Source organism: Neoroseomonas alkaliterrae (assembly GCF_014199195.1).
In the GTDB taxonomy this organism is placed as follows: Bacteria; Pseudomonadota; Alphaproteobacteria; order Acetobacterales; family Acetobacteraceae; genus Neoroseomonas; species Neoroseomonas alkaliterrae.
In genome coordinates this window covers 244,973-261,241 of sequence record NZ_JACIJE010000001.1, presented here as the reverse complement: position 1 = coordinate 261,241, position 16,269 = coordinate 244,973, and the positions used below count along the sequence as shown (strand labels likewise).

17 protein-coding genes are annotated in these 16,269 nt (G+C 72.3%); 12 read left to right on the top strand and 5 right to left on the bottom strand.

Going from position 1 to position 16,269, the window contains the following annotated elements:
* Nucleotides 1–222: 222 nt before the first annotated feature.
* Nucleotides 223–846: a hypothetical protein gene (locus FHS88_RS01250; protein WP_184480494.1), complete on the bottom strand. Its 624-nt coding sequence runs from the start codon at nucleotides 844–846 to the stop codon at nucleotides 223–225.
* Between the two features lie 176 nt (nucleotides 847–1,022).
* Between FHS88_RS01250 and FHS88_RS01245 the strand changes: the two genes are divergently transcribed.
* The 4 genes from FHS88_RS01245 (at nucleotide 1,023) to FHS88_RS01230 (ending at nucleotide 4,656) form a co-directional block, all read left to right on the top strand.
* Nucleotides 1,023–1,724 carry a ribonuclease activity regulator RraA gene (locus tag FHS88_RS01245; RefSeq protein WP_184480492.1) on the top strand — a complete coding sequence of 234 codons (702 nt, stop codon included), beginning with the start codon at nucleotides 1,023–1,025 and terminating at the stop codon, nucleotides 1,722–1,724.
* Between the two features lie 128 nt (nucleotides 1,725–1,852).
* A complete protein-coding gene (locus FHS88_RS01240) occupies nucleotides 1,853–2,320 on the top strand; it encodes a MaoC family dehydratase (protein ID WP_184480490.1) in 468 nt (155 codons plus the stop codon).
* Nucleotides 2,317–3,456 carry an acyl-CoA dehydrogenase family protein gene (locus tag FHS88_RS01235; RefSeq protein WP_184480488.1) on the top strand — a complete coding sequence of 380 codons (1,140 nt, stop codon included), beginning with the start codon at nucleotides 2,317–2,319 and terminating at the stop codon, nucleotides 3,454–3,456. The genes FHS88_RS01240 and FHS88_RS01235 overlap by 4 nt, the downstream gene beginning before the upstream one ends.
* A 3-nt stretch (nucleotides 3,457–3,459) precedes the next feature.
* Nucleotides 3,460–4,656 (top strand): CaiB/BaiF CoA transferase family protein, encoded by a 1,197-nt coding sequence (locus tag FHS88_RS01230; protein WP_184480486.1) that lies wholly within the window; start codon nucleotides 3,460–3,462, stop codon nucleotides 4,654–4,656.
* Here FHS88_RS01230 and FHS88_RS01225 read toward each other — a convergent pair whose 3' ends face one another.
* The 4 genes from FHS88_RS01225 to FHS88_RS01210 form a co-directional block, all read right to left on the bottom strand.
* On the bottom strand, nucleotides 4,657–5,508 hold the full coding sequence (locus tag FHS88_RS01225) for an ABC transporter substrate-binding protein (RefSeq protein ID WP_338146326.1): 852 nt from the start codon (nucleotides 5,506–5,508) through the stop codon (nucleotides 4,657–4,659). It abuts the gene before it with no gap.
* Entirely contained in the window at nucleotides 5,505–6,224 is a 720-nt protein-coding gene (locus FHS88_RS01220) for a PIG-L deacetylase family protein (RefSeq protein WP_184480482.1), read from the bottom strand. The genes FHS88_RS01225 and FHS88_RS01220 overlap by 4 nt, the downstream gene beginning before the upstream one ends.
* A 70-nt stretch (nucleotides 6,225–6,294) precedes the next feature.
* Nucleotides 6,295–6,915 (bottom strand): TetR/AcrR family transcriptional regulator, encoded by a 621-nt coding sequence (locus FHS88_RS01215; protein ID WP_184480480.1) that lies wholly within the window; start codon nucleotides 6,913–6,915, stop codon nucleotides 6,295–6,297.
* 49 nt (nucleotides 6,916–6,964) lie between these two features.
* Nucleotides 6,965–8,074, bottom strand: coding sequence for an alpha/beta hydrolase (locus FHS88_RS01210; RefSeq protein WP_184480478.1), 1,110 nt, complete (start codon nucleotides 8,072–8,074; stop codon nucleotides 6,965–6,967).
* A gap of 102 nt (nucleotides 8,075–8,176) precedes the next feature.
* Between FHS88_RS01210 and FHS88_RS01205 the strand changes: the two genes are divergently transcribed.
* From FHS88_RS01205 to FHS88_RS01170, 8 genes are all read left to right on the top strand, one after another.
* Entirely contained in the window at nucleotides 8,177–9,769 is a 1,593-nt protein-coding gene (locus FHS88_RS01205; RefSeq protein WP_184480476.1) for a class I adenylate-forming enzyme family protein, read from the top strand.
* Between the two features lie 30 nt (nucleotides 9,770–9,799).
* Nucleotides 9,800–10,273, top strand: a complete 474-nt coding sequence (locus tag FHS88_RS01200; RefSeq protein WP_184480474.1) for a peptidase S1 — start codon at nucleotides 9,800–9,802, stop codon at nucleotides 10,271–10,273.
* 142 nt (nucleotides 10,274–10,415) lie between these two features.
* Complete coding sequence (locus FHS88_RS01195; RefSeq protein ID WP_184480472.1) at nucleotides 10,416–11,216, top strand: gamma-glutamyl-gamma-aminobutyrate hydrolase family protein; 801 nt, start codon at nucleotides 10,416–10,418, stop codon at nucleotides 11,214–11,216.
* Nucleotides 11,217–11,530: 314 nt separating this feature from the next.
* Entirely contained in the window at nucleotides 11,531–12,217 is a 687-nt protein-coding gene (locus FHS88_RS01190) for a fumarylacetoacetate hydrolase family protein (protein WP_211842369.1), read from the top strand.
* 475 nt (nucleotides 12,218–12,692) lie between these two features.
* Nucleotides 12,693–13,334: a hypothetical protein gene (locus FHS88_RS01185; RefSeq protein WP_184480470.1), complete on the top strand. Its 642-nt coding sequence runs from the start codon at nucleotides 12,693–12,695 to the stop codon at nucleotides 13,332–13,334.
* 144 nt (nucleotides 13,335–13,478) lie between these two features.
* A complete protein-coding gene (locus FHS88_RS01180; RefSeq protein ID WP_184480468.1) occupies nucleotides 13,479–14,330 on the top strand; it encodes an exodeoxyribonuclease III in 852 nt (283 codons plus the stop codon).
* Nucleotides 14,327–14,728 (top strand): hypothetical protein, encoded by a 402-nt coding sequence (locus tag FHS88_RS01175; protein WP_184480466.1) that lies wholly within the window; start codon nucleotides 14,327–14,329, stop codon nucleotides 14,726–14,728. Before FHS88_RS01180 ends, FHS88_RS01175 begins: the two co-directional genes overlap by 4 nt.
* A 474-nt stretch (nucleotides 14,729–15,202) precedes the next feature.
* The gene (locus FHS88_RS01170) at nucleotides 15,203–16,237 is read left to right on the top strand and encodes an amino acid ABC transporter substrate-binding protein (RefSeq protein WP_246419159.1); all 1,035 of its coding nucleotides are present in this window, start codon (nucleotides 15,203–15,205) and stop codon (nucleotides 16,235–16,237) included.
* Nucleotides 16,238–16,269 lie beyond the last annotated feature (32 nt).

The following is a 16,269-nucleotide window of genomic DNA, read 5'->3' as shown; positions in this document are numbered from 1 at the left end:
ATGCCCGCCGGCCCGGTCCCCGCGGAGGATGACCGTCCCGGCCCGGCCCGCGGCCTTGCCGTCCGCCTTCCCTCGCCGCGCAACGCCTCCGCCCGCCCGGCTCGGCGCGGGATCGGGGCGAACCGCTGCGCGAATCCGCCGACCGGGCATCAACCGGCCGAGGGCCGACGCTTTGCGAAGCCGCGCATCCGGCCGGGTCATCCCACCCGACCGTCTTCTTCCCTACACCCCCGCGGCGATGACGAAATAGGGCGGAATCGGCGGCGGCCACACCTCCATCGCATTCGGCGTCAGGTCCGGCCGGTCCTCGATGCGCGCAAAGCCGGCCTCGCGCAGCATCCGTCGCGCATCGCCGGCGGTATGGAAGTGGAACTCCGTCGGGCTCCACAGGCTCTTCACGGCCGAATAGACCGTCTTGGCAACCACCTCGACGCGCCCGATCACCCCTTCCGGGTCGGGCTCGGCCACCAGCAACGTCCCGTGGCCCCGCAGGCGCCGCCTGATGTCGCCGAACAGGCCGAGCAACGGCTCGGGCGGGAGATACATCATCACGCCGAACAGCATGGCGAGGTCGAACCCCTCCACCCCTGCCGGTATGTCCGAGACATAGGCGTAGTCCGCGCCCACCCCCTGCTCGGGGTTGGCGATCACCACCACCGCATCGGCCGGAAGGGCGTCCGCGCCCGCGGCCGCGAAGCCCCGCGCCGTCCCGCCGACATCGAGGATGCGGACAGGCCGGAAGGGGCAGGGTGTGACATAGTCGGCGACGATCCGCGCGACGCAGCACGCATGGCTCGATGGCGAAGCGCGGTTGAAGGCGGACCCGCCGCCGAACCCGACCCGCATGGCGCGTCTCCTCCACCCCGGATGCCGGGCGGCCGCCGCGCTGGCCGCGGCCGCAACCCGATCAGCTTCGGGCGACGCAGCCGCCTGCGCCATGATCTGGCGCACGCTCCGTCACCCCCCCTTGCGGCCCCGCCGCCCCCCTGCGATGCACGCGCCATCCCATCCGGAGACGTTCCATGCCGATCACCCCCGCCCAGAAGACCGCCCTCGAAGGCGTCACCACCGCCACGCTGACCACCGTGCTGCTCAAGAAGGGCGTTCGGTTCTGCTACATCGCGGGCTCGCGCCCGATCGTGCCCGGCAACACGAAGCGCATCGTCGGCCCGGCCTTCACGCTCCGCTTCACCCCGACGCGGGAGGATCTCGCGACCGTCGATTCCTGGTCCTCCCCGCGCAGCACGCGCGCGGCCATCGAGGCGATGCCCGAGGGCTGCGTCGCGGTGGTCGACGCCATGGGCAACACCGCGGCGGGCATCTTCGGCGACATCCTCTGCGCGCGCATGGCGAAGAAGGGTGTCGCCGGCCTCGTGACCGACGGGATGGTGCGCGACGGCGCGGGCGTGATCGGCACCGGCCTGCCGGTGTTCTGCCAGGGTTACGTCGCCCCCGCCTCGGTCGCCGCGCTGAACTTCGTGGGCTGGGAGGAGACGATCGGCTGCGGCGGCGTCACCGTCGTGCCCGGCGACATCATCGTGGCCGATGCCGACGGCGCGGTGGTCATCCCGCAGGCGATGCTCGATGCGGTGGTCGAGGCCGCGGTCGAGCAGGAGCGCCTGGAAGCCTGGATCATGACCGAGGTGGAGAAGGGCGTGCCGCTGCCCGGCCTCTACCCGCCCAATGCCGAGACCAAGGCGCGCTACGAGGCGACGCGCGGCTAGGCCGGGCCGCGCGGCCGATCAGGGCGGGATCGGCCGCGCCCCGCGCGCTTGGAATGCGGGGCGGCGCATTGACGCCCCGCGGCGTGCGCCGCCATCCTGCCTCCAGCCAGTGCCAGGAGGGGCGTTCCATGACCGCAGCGCCGCAGCGCGGTCGTTTCCTCGAGGATTTCCGCGTGGGCGAGGTGATCGCCCATTGGCCCGGCCGCACCGTGACCGAGGCCGACAACATCCATTTCAGCCTGCTGACCATGAACCAGCACCCGCTGCACTGCGACGCGGCCTTCGCCGCGACCAGCGAGTTCGGCAGGCCGCTGGTGAACTCGACGCTGACGTTGGCCATCGTCACCGGCATGACGGTCGCCGACATCAGCCTCAACGCCATCGCCAATCTCGGCTGGAAGGAGGTGCAGCTCACCGCGCCCGTCTTTCCCGGCGACACGCTCTATGCGCGCACCGAGATCCTCGCCGTGCGCGAAAGCCGCTCGCGCCCGGGCCAGGGCGTGGTCACGACCCGCACCGAGGGCTTCAAGCAGGACGGCACCGTCTTCCTGACCTTCGAGCGCGCGAGCCTGATGCCGAAGCGGCCTGCCGCATGAGCGAGACCGACGACGACGCCATTCTCGACGCGGTGGACCGCTTCCTCGCGCGCGAGGTGCGGCCTGTGGCGATGCGCCTCGAACACGCCGACGAATACCCCCATGCGCTGGTCGAGGGGATGAAGGCGCTCGGCCTGTTCGGCGCGACGATCGGGGCGGAGCATGGCGGGCTCGGCCTCTCGCCCGTCACCTATGCCCGCATCGTCGAGCGGGTGGCGGCGGAGTGGATGTCGCTCTCGGGCATCTTCAACTCCCACCTGATCATGGCCTGGATCACCGAACGCCTGGGCACGGAGGCGCAGAAGCGCGCCTTCCTGCCGCGCTTCGCCACCGGCGAGCTGCGCGGCGGCCTCGCGCTGACGGAGCCCGATTGCGGCACCGACCTGCGCGCCATCCGCACGACCGCGCGCAGGGATGGCGACCACTACGTGGTCAACGGCACCAAGACCTGGATCAGCAACGGCATCGAGGGCTCCTGCTACGCGCTGCTGGTCAAGACCGGCCCGGCCGGCAGCCGCGAGGCGCAGCACATCTCCATGCTGCTGGCCGAGAAGGGGCCAGGCTTCACGGTGGGCCGCAGGCTCGAGAAGCTCGGTTACAAGGGCCTCGATTCCGCCGAGCTCGTCTTCACCGACTACCGCGTGCCGGCGGACCGCCTGATCGGCGGGGTGGAGGGGCGGGGCCTCGCCTGCGCGCTGACGGGACTCGAGCTCGGCCGCGTCAACGTCGCCGCGCGCGGGGTGGGGATCGCGCAGCGCGCGCTGGACGAGGCGCTCGCCTATGCGAAGACGCGCCGGACCTTCGGCCGGCCGATCGCCGAGCACCAGGCCATCGCCATGAAGCTCGCCGACATGGCCACGCGCACCGAGGCCGCGCGGCTGCTGACGGAGAAGGCCGCGCGCATGCTCGCCTCCGGCGCGCGGTCGGACCTCGAGGCGGGGATGGCGAAGCTGTTCGCCACCGAGGCCGCGGTGGAGAACAGCCTGGAGGCGATGCGCATCCACGGCGGCTACGGCTATTCGAAGGAATACGTGGTCGAGCGGCTCTACCGCGACGCGCCGCTGCTGGTGATCGGGGAAGGCACGAACGAGATCCAGCGCCTCGTGATCGCCAAGCGCCTGGTGGGGGAGGGCTGAGCCATGGCCGCACCGCTCGCGGGCCTGACGGTGCTGGCCGTGGAGCAGTATGGCGCGGGGCCGTTCGGCTCGATGCTGCTCGCCGATCTCGGCGCCGAGGTGTTCAAGATCGAGAACCCGCGCGAGGGCGGCGATGTCGGCCGCCATGTCGGGCCGCATTTCTTCGGCCCCGGCGATTCGCACTTCTTCCACGCCTTCAACCGCAACAAGCGCTCGGTGGCGCTCGACCTCAAGCATCCGGAGGGGCGCGCGGCCTTCCGCGAGCTCGCCCGCGGCGCCGATGCGGTGCTCGACAACCTGCGCGGCGACCAGGCCGAGCGCCTCGGCGTCACCTACGAGGCGCTGAAGGAGGTCAACCCCGCCATCGTCTGCGCGCACCTGTCCGCCTATGGCCGCGAGGGCTCGCGCAAGGCCTGGCCCGGCTACGACTACCTGATGCAGGCCGAGGCCGGATACCTCGCCGTGACCGGCGAGCCGGACGGCCCGCCGACGCGCTTCGGACTTTCGGTCGTGGACATGATGACCGGGCTGATGGCGGCCTTCGCGCTGGTCTCGGGCGTGCTCGGCGCGCGCGCGACCGGGCGCGGGGCGGACATGGACGTGAGCCTGTTCGACACCGCGCTGCACAACCTGACCTACCTCGCCGCCTGGCACGCCAATGCCGGCTACACCCAGGGGCGGGAGAAGCGCGGCGCGCATCCCTCGCTCGGCCCCACCCAGCTCTACCGCACGCGGGACGGCTGGATCTTCATCATGTGCAACAAGCAGAAATTCTGGCCGCTGCTGGCCGAGCGCCTCGGCCGGCCGGAATGGGCGACCGACCCGCGCTTCGCCGACTTCGCCGGCCGGCTCGCGCATCGTGACGAGCTGACGGTGCTGATGGACGAGGCCTTCTCCGCCCGCACCACCGCCGAATGGCTCGCGATCCTGCAGGGCGTGGTGCCCGCGGCACCCGTGCTCGACGTGGCGCAGGCGATGGAGAACCCCTTCGTCGCCGAGCGCGGCGCCATCGCCGATTTCGCCCGCCGCGAGGGCGGCGCGCCGGTGCGGATGCTGCGCGGCCCGGTGCGCGTCAACGGCGCCCTGCCGCCTGCCGTCGCCGCCCCCGCGATGGGCGAGGCGACGGAGGAAGCCCTGCGCCGCGCCGGCTTCGACGAGGCGCGCATCGCCGCGCTGCGCGCCGCCGGCGCGATCGGCTGATCAGCCGATGCCGGGCGGCAGCCCATCCCAGGCTTCCTCGAGCCCCATCCCGCGCGGCAGCAGCCCCTGGTCCAGCGCGTAGCGCGCCGCGAGATCGATCGCCGGCGAGAGCGCCGCGCGCCCCTGCGGTAGCGCCGCTTCGCCGGCGGCCTCGCGCAGCATCCGCACGATCTCCGCGACCACCTCCGGCGCCTCGCGCGCGAGGGACTGCCGCACCACCACGAGATGGTTCACCGGCACGAAGCCATGCGCGGCGAGGAAGGCGCGCCCCGCCGCATCGGGGTCGGGAAACACCGTGCGCAGGGCGGGATCGGCCGGCGTGTCGTTGCCGAAGACCGCGGCATCCAGCGCGCCCGCCTTCAGCATCGCGAGCATCTCCTGCCCCGGCGCGGCGCGTTCGACGAAGGGCGGGTCGCGATATTCCGCGACATGCGCGTCCTCGAAGGTGACCCAGGCGATCTCCTCCGGCCGCACGCCATGCGCCTCGGCCATGCGGCCGCGCAGCCACAGCCCGGTGGTCTGCGAATAGGCGCGCACGCCGACGCGCTTGCCGCGCAGGTCCTCCGGCCCGCTGATGGCGCTGCCGGCGCGGCACAGCAGCGCGGCCTCCTGGAAGCGCGCCGCGACGCAGACCGGCAGCAGCACCAGCGGCTTGCCCCAGGCCTTCGCCATCAGGAAGGTGGCGATCGCCATCTCGCTGACGTCGTAGCGTCCCTCGCGCACCATCGGCGCGAAGGCCCGGCTGATCGGCTTCACCTCCTGGATGTCGAGCGCCACCAGCGGCGAGGCGACGCGCCCGTCGAGCAGCGCGGCCGTATGCGGGTAGCGCCCGAGCGCGGCGGAAAGCCTCACGCGAGGCTCTCGACCACATGCGGGAAGACGGACTGGTAGCCCTCCCCCCACACGATCTTCTTGTCGGAATTGCGGGCCGCCTGCGCGCCGCGCTGCTGGGCGACGCGGGTGTAGTATTCCCAGAGGTGCTCCTGCCCCTCCATGCATTCGATCGCGGCGCGCTTCTTCTCCCAGACCGGCCCGATGTCGAGCAGGACGTCGGGCTTCCAGTTGCACTGTTCGGGCTGGTGCGGCTCGAACAGGAAGACGGGTGGCGCGCCGAGCACCTTCTGCCCGGGATTGTGCCCATGCGCCTGCGCGGTGATGCGCGCATTCTGCGCCCAGGCCGAAACCGCCGGGTGGTCGTGGTTGTAGAGGTCCTCCTTGCTGTGGGTCAGCATGAAGGCGGGATGGATGGCGCGATAGACATCCACCAGCCGGAAGAAGGCCTGCTCCGTGAGGTTGATGGGATAGTCGCCGAGATCCCAGAACTGGATGTCGTGCACGCCGAGCACGGCGGCGGCCTTCTTCGCCTCCGCCTCGCGCGCGGCCTTCACGCGCTCGAGCGTCATGCCCGCCTGCCGCCAGAGCTTCGCGGATTCGCCGCGCTCCCCGTAGGAGAGGCAGATCACCGTCACCTCGAAGCCCTTCGCGGCGTGCAGCGCGATCGCGCCGCCGCAGCGCCAGACGAAATCGGCCGAATGGGCGCTCACCACGAGCGCGGTCCTGCTGGTCATCTCCTGCCCCTCCTTCCGCGGCGATGCCGCCGCCTAGCCCAGCCCGCGCCGCGCGTCGAGGCGCCCCGCCTCAGCGCGGGGAGAGACCGTCGAGCAGCATGGCGAGGAAGCGTTCCGCGATCTCGGTGCCCGAGAGCGGCCCCTTGGGGTCGAACCACTTCGGCATCCAGTTCAGCGCACCGAAGATGAGCCGCCCGGCCATGCCGATATCAGCGATGCGGAACACCCCCGCCTCGACGCCATCGGCCAGGATGCCGCGCAGCAGCGCCTCGTGCCGGTCGCGCCACTCGATGCGCTGGCGGCGGTGGCGGAGCTTCGGGTCGGTCCAGAACACGGTGGAGGAGACGATGTAGGCCCAGCGGTGCTGCTCGAAGAAGCGCACGCTTTCGGTCATGAAGACGCGCAGGCGCTCCACCGGCCCGGCATCCTGCGGCAAGGCGGCGGCGACATGCAGGTGCAGCGCGCGCGTGATGCCGAGCACGAGCGGGCGCAGGATCGCGTCCTTGTCGGGGAAGTAGTGGTACAGCGTCGCCTTCGAGATCCCGCATTCCTCGGCGATGTCGCGCACCGAGACGCCGTCGAAGCCGCGCGTGGCGAAGAGCCGGCAGGCCTCGGTGAGGATCTGCAGCATGCGCTCGCTCGGCGGCCCCTCCGCCGGGTCGAAGTCGAGGATGTCGGCGAGGTTGCCCATCGGATCCGGCGCGACTGTGCCGCCGATTCGCGGGGCCGCCAAGGCGCGGCTAGCGCAGGAACTCCCGCAGCGCCGCGAGCGTCTCGGCCGGCCGTTCCTGCTGCACCCAGTGGCCCGCGCCGGGCACCAGATGCGTGCCGCGCCAGTCCGCGGTCGCGACCGTCTCCATCTTCCGCAGCGCGCCGGGCACCTGCTGCACGCCCCAGTCGCGCGCGCCGCCGATGAAGCAGGCCGGCACCGCGATGCGCGCGCCGGCGAAGGCTTCCATCTCCATGTTGGTGCCGGTGAAGCGCGTGCGGTAGCCGTTCAGCCCGCCCTGGAAGCCGCTGCGCCCGTATTCCTGCGCATAGACCGCCATCTCGGCCTCGGTCATCCAGGCGCAGGCGGCGATCTGCTCCGGCGAGGGCATCTCGTGCGCGACGGTCTGCGGCATCGTCTCGTGCAGGTCCATCACGTAGTAGGTCGGCAGCTTCGCGAGCTCCTCCGCCGTCCAGCCCTGCAGCGGATGGACGTCGTTGCCCGGCCAGTCGCCGGACTTGTGGTGGTAGTAGGCGCGGAAGAAGGCGTGCAGCCCTTCCGGGCAGGTCATCAGGTCGGCATTGGCCTGCCGCGTCGCGTAGTACCAGTGGTAGTGCTTGCGCGGGCGCGGCAGCGCGGCGAGGTCGGCGGCGATGTCGCGCGCCGGCGCGCTCATGCTGGTGCCGAGGCCGGGCGGGCCGGGGAAGGGCGCGCTCATCAGCGCGACGCGGCGGAACACGTCGGGCCGCACCAGCGCGCAATGCGCCGCGACGGGCGAGCCGAAATCGTGCCCGATCACCGCATGCACCGCCGCGATGCCGAGCGCGCGCAGCAGCGCGAGCTGGTCGCGCACCAGGTTCAGCATCGCGAAGGGCCTGAGGTCGGCGTCATAGGCGTCGTCCCAGCCCGTGGTGCGGCCATAGCCGCGCTGGTCGGGCGCGACGACGTGAAAACCCATCTCCGCGAGCGGCAGCATCACCTTGCGCCAGGAATAGGCGAGCTCGGGGAAGCCGTGCAGCAGCAGCAGAGCGGGCCGGCCCGCCTCGCCCGCCTCCAGGACATGCATGGCCAGGCCGTTGATCCCCTCGACCATGCGGCTGCGGATGCCCTCGGGCAGGCTGGGGTGGCGAAGCGGGTCCATGGCGCGTCCTCTTGCGTGCTTGCGCGCATCCGGCACGCGAAGCGCGCGCCGATCAAGCCCCGCGGTTTGACGCCAGCCGCCCCGCCCGCGAACCTCGCGTCCATGCGGGACGGAATCGCCTGGTCCAACGACCTTCTCACCCTCGCCGCGCGCTTCGCCGCGCGCGTCGCGGTCACAGACGGGCGCGCCACCCTGTCCTATGCCGCGCTCGCGGCGCGCGCCCATGGGCTCGCGCGGCGGCTGCGCGAGGCGGGCATCGTGCCGGGCGCGCCGGTGGCGACGCTGGTGCCCAACGGCATCGAGGCGCCCTGGGTCAGCCTTGGCGTCACCGTCTCCGGCGCGGCGGAGGTGCCCATCAACGCCAACTCGACGGACGAGGAGATCCTCTGGTTCGCGCAGCTGGCGGGCTTCCGCCGCATCGTCGCGCCGCGCGCGCAGGCGGCGCGGCTCGCGGCACTCGGGCTCGATCCCTGGCCGCTCGAGGACATCGCGCCCGATCCCGCCGCCAAGGCCCTGCCGCCGGTGCCCGCCGAGGCCTGGGGGCGCATCATCTTCACCTCCGGCACCACCGGCCGGCCCAAGGCCATCCTGCACACCCATGGCGGGCGCTGGACGGCCCACCTGCTGCAGCGCGCGGTGCTGCCCTTCACACCCGGGCGCGGCGACCGCGTCCTGCTGATGACGCCCTATGTCCACGGCGCCTCCCTCCTCACCGCCGCCTGGCTCGAACAGGGCGGGGAGGTGGTGCTGCAGGACGGCGTGCGGGCCGATGCGGTGGAGCCGGTCCTCGCGGCGCGGCCCTCGGCGGTCTTCGCGCCGCCGACCGTGCTCGCGAAGATCCTCGCGCTGTTTCCGGGCCGGCGATTCGAGGGCGTGCGCTGCATCTTCACCGGCACCTCGACCCTCTCCCGCGCGCTGTGGCGGCAGGCGGCGGAAGCCTTCGGCCCGGTGGTGCGCGTCACCTACGGCATGAGCGAATGCTTCAACCCGATCACCGTCCTCGAAGCCCCGGAGGTGGCCGAGGCGATGGCCGAAGCCGATGACGGCCTCGGCGCCCATCTCGGCTGGCCCGCCCCGGGCGTGGAGATCGCCATCCGCGGCGAGGACGGCGCCGCGCTGCCGCCGGGCGAGACGGGCGAGATCTGGCTGCGCGCGCGCCACATGAATGCCGGCACCATCACCGCCGCCGGCCTCACGGCGCGCCCGCCCGGCGCCTGGCACCGCACGGGGGATCTCGGCGCGCTCGACGCGCGCGGGCGGCTGCGCCTGTCGGGCCGCGCGGCTGATGTGATGAAGTCCGGCGGCTACCGCATCCATCCGGGCGAGGTCGAGGCCGCGCTCGACGGCGTGGCCGGCGGGCGGGCGATCTGCGTCCTCGGCATCCCGTCCGACTACTGGGGCGAGGTCGTGGTCGCCGTCGCCGAGGCCCCGCCCGAGGGCTGGGTGGCGGAGGCCGAGGCGCGCGTCGCCGCCCTCGCCCGGCCCAAGCGCCCGCGCGCCTGGCTCGCCCTGGCGGAACTGCCGCGCAACGCGCAGGGCAAGGTGGTGCGCGCGCGGGTGCGGGAGGCGATCCTCGCCGCCCATGTCCTGGAGGATGGCCCGCATCCCCGCCTTGTGGCGCGCACGCCGCAGTGGGAGGGCGGCGCGGCGCTGCAACCGGCGGAAGGTTGCGCGACGGCCCGGAAGGCGGAATGATCCGCCTTGCCACATTTGCGGAGGGGGGCAATGTTTTCGAGACGGATCCTGATGGCCGCGACGGCGCTGCTCGTGCTCGGCGCCGGCGGCGTGGCGGCGCAGAACTGGCAGCTCCGCCCCTCTTTCGGCACCTACAACCTGCGCTTCAACTTCCAGCCCGACCCCTATGTCATCAACGTCACCGCCGGCGGCAACATCCCGGCCGAGCGGATTGGCGGCGCGGGCTGCGTCGGTTCGATCGCCCAGGCGCCGGATGTGCGGCTGAACTACCAGGCGGGCGGCGGGCTGCCGCTCTACATCGCGGCGCAGTCGCGCTGGGACGTGACGCTGGTGGTCAACCTCCCGAACGGGCAGTGGGTGTGCAACGACGACTTCATCGGCACCAACCCCGGCATGGTGTTCCGCCAGCCCATGTCCGGCCAGTACGACATCTGGGTGGGGCATTACGACCGCGGGCGCGGCGTGCCGACCCAGCTCATCATCTCCGAGATCCCGCCGGGCTGACCGGCCGGCCCGCCCTGCCGCCCCGCGCGGCAGGGCCCGCGCGCCGGCTGCCCGGCCCGCGGGCAGGGCACGCCCCGCCCTTCGCAAAACCGCAACGGAGCGCCTTGATCCTGACACGGAGCCGGGGGATTCTCCGACCTCCATGAGACCCCTCATCGGCATTTCCTGCTGCCAGAAGGCGTTCGGCATCTTCGCGACGCCGAACCACGCGGCCTCCGACACCTACATCCGCGCCGTGCGCGGCCCCGCGCGGGGCACGCCGGTGCTGCTGCCCGCCGCTGGGGAGGATCTTTCGGGCGAGTTGCTGCCCCATCTCGACGGGCTGATCCTCACCGGCAGCCGCTCCAATGTCTGGCCGGGCCATTACGACGGGCCGCCGCACGCTGAGGGCACGCCCGAGGATCTGCAGCGCGACGCCACCACCCTGCCGCTGATCCGCGCGGCGATCGGGCAGGGCGTGCCGCTGCTCGCGATCTGCCGCGGGATGCAGGAGCTGAACGTGGCGCTGGGCGGCAGCCTCGACCAGCGCATCCAGGATTTGCCCGGCCGGATGGACCATTCCACGCCCTCCGACCAGCCCATCCCACGCGTGCGGACGGGCAAGGCGCATGCGGTGCGGATCGAGCGCGACGGAGCGCTGGCGAGCGTGATCACGCCGGCCTCGCGCGCTGCCGGGCGGCTCGCCGTGAACTCGCTGCACAACCAGGGCGTGCAGCGCCTCGCGCCGCGGCTGGTGGCCGAGGCCTGGGCGCCCGATGGCACCATCGAGGCCGTGCGGGTGGACGGGGCGACGGGCTTCGCGCTCGGCGTGCAGTGGCATCCGGAATACGACTGGGAACGCGACGCCGACAGCCGCGCCATCTTCGAGGCTTTCGGCCGCGCCTGCGCGGCGCACCGGGCCGCCCGCGCAGGCCACGGGCCCATCGCGCAGGCGGCCGAGTAGGCGGCGCCGCGCTCCATCCTTGGTTGCGTGACGCGCGTCACGCCGCAGTCACGTTTTGTCTTTTGATTTCCGGCCTACGTGGCGGTAATCTTTCCAAACCGGCCAGACTAAGCCGGTGGTCGAGCCCCGGTGTCCCCTGCCGGCTCGCCCGACCCATTCCGATCGGAATAAAAATGGCGCCCGGTCACCCCCCTGACCGGGCGCTTCCTTTTGCGCGGGCCGGCGCGCTTCGCGTGGGGCCCGCCCCTCCTTCCGGCCCCGCGCTTCCGGCTGTATACGGCCGCATCCCAAGCCTGGTCCGGAGCCCTTGCCGCATGGTGTCCTACGTCGTCCCACCGCCGCCCGTCGCCGCCATCCCCGTGAAGGGCAGCGAGGCGATGTTCCCGGTCCGCCGCATCTTCTGCGTCGGGCGCAACTATGCCGAGCACGCGATCGAGATGGGTTCCGACCCGACCCGCGAGCCGCCCTTCTACTTCGCCAAGCCCGCCGATGCGGTGGTGATCAACGGCGCCGACATGCCCTATCCGAGCGTCACCAAGTCCCTGCACCACGAGATGGAGCTGGTGGTCGCGATCGGGGTGGGCGGGCGGAACATCCCCGTCGCCGAGGCGCTGAAGCATGTCTGGGGCTATTGCGCGGGCCTCGACATGACCCGCCGCGACATCCAGAACGAGGCCAAGAAGACCGGCCGGCCCTGGGACATGGGCAAGGGCTTCGACCATTCGGCGCCGATGGGCGACCTGGTTCCGGCCGCCGGCGTGGACCCCTCGAAGGGCAGGATCGAGCTGAAGGTCAACGGCAAGGTCGTGCAGTCTTCCGACCTCTCCAAGCTGATCTGGTCGGTGCCCGAGGTCATCGCGAACCTCTCCGAACTCGTCGAGCTCGCCCCGGGCGACTTGATCATGACCGGCACGCCGGAAGGTGTGGCGGCGGTGGTCAGGGGCGATGTCCTGGAAGGCTTCGTCGAGGGCGTGGGCGAGGTCCGCACCCGGATCGTCTGACGCCGGAGGGCGAAGGCCGCGGCCTTTCGCCCGGACGGATCGCGCGCGGGGCCGGCGGTGCGGCCGCGCGACACCCGGGCTGATCCCCGCCGGACGGAAGCGCGGTTTCGCCGGAGGGCATGGCTTGCTGTGCGGCCCTCGCCACGCCCGGCCGGGGTGAGCCAAGACCGCGCGGGGCGCAGCCGCCGGCGGTGATTGGCCCCGTGCCGCCCCGTGGGCGTGGATCGGGCCTAGCGGCCTTGCGGCGAGCGCATCGGCGCCGGAGCGGGCGGCGGCGTCGGCCGTTCCCGCTGCTCGCCCATGAGTCGAAAATCTTTACACATCCCCGCGGATCACGGGATCGCGATGGACCGAACCGCGGCCATGTCCCGGTTTTTTGTATGGCACACGGCTTGCGTAACGGTTGTGCGCGGCACGGGGGTGCCGCGTCGGGCGGGCATCGCCCGGATGCACATCGCTCCAGATGGGGATTTCGATGAACCGCCTCAAACTCCTCGCCGGCGCCGGGCTTCTCGCCCTCGGCCTCGGCGTGGCGGCCGAAGGCCATGCCGCGCCGGCCTGGACCTTCGAGAGCACCAATATCAATTTCACCAACGGAAGCTGGAACTTCGGCAACAACTTCGAGGTGCTGAGCACGGTCACGGTCTCGGGCCTCGGCTATTACGCCGACCCGAACACCGGCAACGTCGCCGGCAACCCGGTGGCGCTGTTCCAGTGCGACAACGCGGCCTGCAATACCACTGGCACGCTGCTCGCCTCCGCGGTTGTGGACAACAGCCACCCGCTGACGAACTTCTTCCGCTTCGTCACCATCCCGGCGATCACGCTCGCGCCGGGTTTCTACCAGGTCGTCGGCGTCAGCAACCAGGACAGCTACACCTGGAACACCAACGGCTTCGCCACCGACCCGGCCATCCGCTACGTCGCCAACACCTGGCAGACCACCGGGGTCGGCAGCCAGCCCTTCTTCATGAACTTCGTGCAGAACGACCAGACCGACGGCTACTGGGGCCCGAACCTCTTCCTCGGCGCGCCCACCTTCGTGCCGACGCCCGGCGCCCTCGCGCTGTTCGGGATCGGGCTGCTCGGCCTCGCCGGGCTGCGCCGCCGCGCCTGACCGCCATGCCCGGGGCGGCCCCGCCGCCCCGGCACCGGCCGGACGCCCCCTTGACGCCCCGGCCCCCGCCCGCTTTCTGGCGCGACCTTCCTCGGCCGGACGCGCCCGCCGCGCCCGGCCAGCGCCGGAGAAGCGACGCCGCCGATGCCCGAGACCGCCCGCACCACCCCACGGCGCCGTCCGGCCGCGCGAGCCCCGCTCCGCATCGCCACCTGGAACATCAACAGCGTGCGGCTGCGCCTGCCGCTGCTGCGCGACCTCGTCGCCGCGCTCGAGCCCGACGTGCTCTGCCTGCAGGAGACGAAGTGCCCGGACGAAGCCTTTCCGCATGAGGGCGTCGCTGCCCTCGGCTTCGCCCACCGCCTGGTGCGCGGCATGAAGGGCTACAACGGCGTCGCCATCCTCTCGAAGCGCCCGATCCTTCTCCGCGAGGACGACCCCGACTGGTGCGGCAAGGGCGATTGCCGCCACCTCGGCGCCGCGCTCGACGCCCCGGGCGGGCCAATCGAGCTGCACAACTTCTACGTCCCCGCCGGCGGCGACATCCCCGACCGCGCGCAGAACCCGAAATTCGCCCACAAGCTGGATTTCGTCGCCGAGGGCACGGCGTGGTCCGCCGCCCGGCCCGCGCGGCGCGCCATCCTGGTCGGCGACCTCAACATCGCGCCCCTGGAGCACGATGTCTGGTCGCACCGGCAGTTGCTCGACGTGGTCTCCCACACCCCGGTCGAGACCGAGGCGCTGACCCGCTGGCAGCAGGCCGGCGGCTGGCACGACGCGCTGCGCCACTTCGTCCCGCCCACCGAGAAGCTCTACACATGGTGGTCCTACCGCGCGCGAGACTGGCGCGCGACGGATCGCGGGCGGCGGCTGGACCACATCTGGGTCAGCCCCGACCTCGCCGGCGGGCTGCGTCGCCATGCCGTGCTGAAGGACGCGCGGGACTGGCCGCAGGCGAGCGACCACGTGCCGGTCATGGTGGAGCTGGCCGCATGACCCGCCGCGCCCTCCTTCTGGCCATGCTCGCCGCCCTCGGCGCCTGCGCCGCGCCCGAGCCCCCCACGCCCACCGTGCCCTCCGACCCGGACCCGGACCCCGAGACGGTCTACACCCCAGGCCCCATCCCCTGGGCGAACCTGACCGAGGAGCACAAGCGCCGCGCCCGCCAGGCGCTGACGCGGCTCGGCGAGGACATCCCGGACGAGGAGACGCTGCAGGCGCGCTGGATGACCATGTCGCCGGCCCAGCAGCGCTACATGATCCGGCGCCCGCCGCCCCCGCCGCCGCGCCCGGCGGCCCGCAGCCCGGCGCCGGCGCGCGGCCGCGCGCCGGCCCGCGCAACGACGCCGGCACGGCGGACGACCACGACGACGACGACCCGGCGGCGGCGATGAGAGGCGGGAGGGCGCTGCCCTCCCGCACCCTCCCGCCGAGGGCCGAAAGGCCCTCGGAACCCGGGACCGGGGCGTCGTCTCCGCCCGCTGCGCGCGTTCCGAACGGACGGAGGCGTTGCGGGGCACGGAGACGGCGTGGTGGCCGCATCGCGAGGCGACTCGCTCGGCTTGGCGGGCACCCTCGGCGCGTCCTGGGCCGCCAGCGACGGGTTCCTTCCGCGCGTTGCCGTTCCGCTGCGCCCTGCGCCTGAACTGCATCCACGTTCCGTGCTTCCGCAAGGCGCGTGGCCGTGATGCCGCGCATGTCGCGGGGCGGGACATGAGCAGCGTCGCCGCCATCGGCCTTGTTCGCACGCCCCTCGGCCGCGTGCGGCCTGCGCGGGCTCGATTCATGAACAATCAGAAACGTTGACTCGGTTCGTGGCGCGGCGCGAGCATGGCCGCGTCAAACACCCATCGGGAGAGGCTTTCACCATGCTCGGACGCGGTCTGGCAGCGATGCTTGCCGTCCTTGGCGCGACGATCGGCGGCGCGCTCGCGCAATCCACCACCCCGAGCCCGACGCTCGATGCCGTGCGCGCGCGCGGCATGCTGAACTGCGGCATCCATACCGGCGTCGCCGGCTTCGCCCTGCCGGATTCGCGCGGCGTGTGGCAGGGGCTCGACGTGGATCTGTGCCGCGGCCTCGCCGCCGCGATCTTCAACGACCCCTCGAAGGTGCGCTTCATCCCGCTCTCCTCCTCCACGCGCTTCACCGCGCTCGGCTCGGGGGAGATCGACGTGCTGTTCCGCACCTCCACGCAGACGATGCTGCGCGACACCACGCTCGGGCTGCGTCACGTCACGACCTATTTCTACGACGGGCACGGCTTCATGGTGCGCGCCAATCTCGGCGTGACGCGCGTGCGGGACATGGCGGACGCGACCATCTGCCTGATCCAGGGCACGACCAACGAGCAGGTGACGGCGGACTACTTCCGCTCGGTGAATGTGCGGTTCCAGCCGGTGGTGTTCGAGCGCACGGACCAGGCGGTGGCGGCGCTGCAGGCCGGGCGCTGCGACAGCTTCGGCACCGATGCCTCGCAGCTCGCGGGCGTGCGCTCCGCCATGCCCAACCCGCGCGAATGGACCATCCTGCCCGAGCGGTTCAGCAAGGAGCCCTACGGCGCCTATGTCCGCCGCGGCGACGACAACTGGTTCGACATCGTCCGCTGGTACACCACCGCGGTGATCGAGGCGGAGGAGCAGGGCATCACCCGCGCCAATGCCGAGGAGATGCGGCGCACCAGCACCAACCCGAACACGCGGCGGCTGCTCGGCGTGACGCCCGAGCTCGGACAGTCGCTCAAGCTCGATCCGCTCTGGGCCTACAACGCCATCCGCGCGATCGGGAACTACGGCGAGCTCTACGAGCGCCACATGGGCGAGAGCACGCCGGTGGCGCTGCCGCGGGGCCCGAACAACCTGCACACCAATGGCGGGCTGCTCTACGCCCTGCCGATGCGCTGAGCGCGGCGCGGGGGAGGGCGCCCTCCCCCGCC

Bases quoted from the DNA above. Each gene is read 5' to 3' on its own strand.
- FHS88_RS01185 (WP_184480470.1), top strand. From the start codon at position 12,693: ATGAACCGCCTCAAACTCCTCGCCGGCGCCGGGCTTCTCGCCCTCGGC.
- FHS88_RS01235 (WP_184480488.1), top strand. From the start codon at position 2,317: ATGAGCGAGACCGACGACGACGCCATTCTCGACGCGGTGGACCGCTTC.
- FHS88_RS01170 (WP_246419159.1), top strand. From the start codon at position 15,203: ATGCTCGGACGCGGTCTGGCAGCGATGCTTGCCGTCCTTGGCGCGACG.
- FHS88_RS01240 (WP_184480490.1), top strand. From the start codon at position 1,853: ATGACCGCAGCGCCGCAGCGCGGTCGTTTCCTCGAGGATTTCCGCGTG.
- FHS88_RS01210 (WP_184480478.1), bottom strand. From the start codon at position 8,074: ATGGACCCGCTTCGCCACCCCAGCCTGCCCGAGGGCATCCGCAGCCGC.
- FHS88_RS01250 (WP_184480494.1), bottom strand. From the start codon at position 846: ATGCGGGTCGGGTTCGGCGGCGGGTCCGCCTTCAACCGCGCTTCGCCA.
- FHS88_RS01200 (WP_184480474.1), top strand. From the start codon at position 9,800: ATGTTTTCGAGACGGATCCTGATGGCCGCGACGGCGCTGCTCGTGCTC.
- FHS88_RS01215 (WP_184480480.1), bottom strand. From the start codon at position 6,915: ATGGGCAACCTCGCCGACATCCTCGACTTCGACCCGGCGGAGGGGCCG.
- FHS88_RS01175 (WP_184480466.1), top strand. From the start codon at position 14,327: ATGACCCGCCGCGCCCTCCTTCTGGCCATGCTCGCCGCCCTCGGCGCC.
- FHS88_RS01205 (WP_184480476.1), top strand. From the start codon at position 8,177: ATGCGGGACGGAATCGCCTGGTCCAACGACCTTCTCACCCTCGCCGCG.
- FHS88_RS01190 (WP_211842369.1), top strand. From the start codon at position 11,531: ATGGTGTCCTACGTCGTCCCACCGCCGCCCGTCGCCGCCATCCCCGTG.
- FHS88_RS01195 (WP_184480472.1), top strand. From the start codon at position 10,416: ATGAGACCCCTCATCGGCATTTCCTGCTGCCAGAAGGCGTTCGGCATC.
- FHS88_RS01220 (WP_184480482.1), bottom strand. From the start codon at position 6,224: ATGACCAGCAGGACCGCGCTCGTGGTGAGCGCCCATTCGGCCGATTTC.
- FHS88_RS01180 (WP_184480468.1), top strand. From the start codon at position 13,479: ATGCCCGAGACCGCCCGCACCACCCCACGGCGCCGTCCGGCCGCGCGA.
- FHS88_RS01245 (WP_184480492.1), top strand. From the start codon at position 1,023: ATGCCGATCACCCCCGCCCAGAAGACCGCCCTCGAAGGCGTCACCACC.
- FHS88_RS01230 (WP_184480486.1), top strand. From the start codon at position 3,460: ATGGCCGCACCGCTCGCGGGCCTGACGGTGCTGGCCGTGGAGCAGTAT.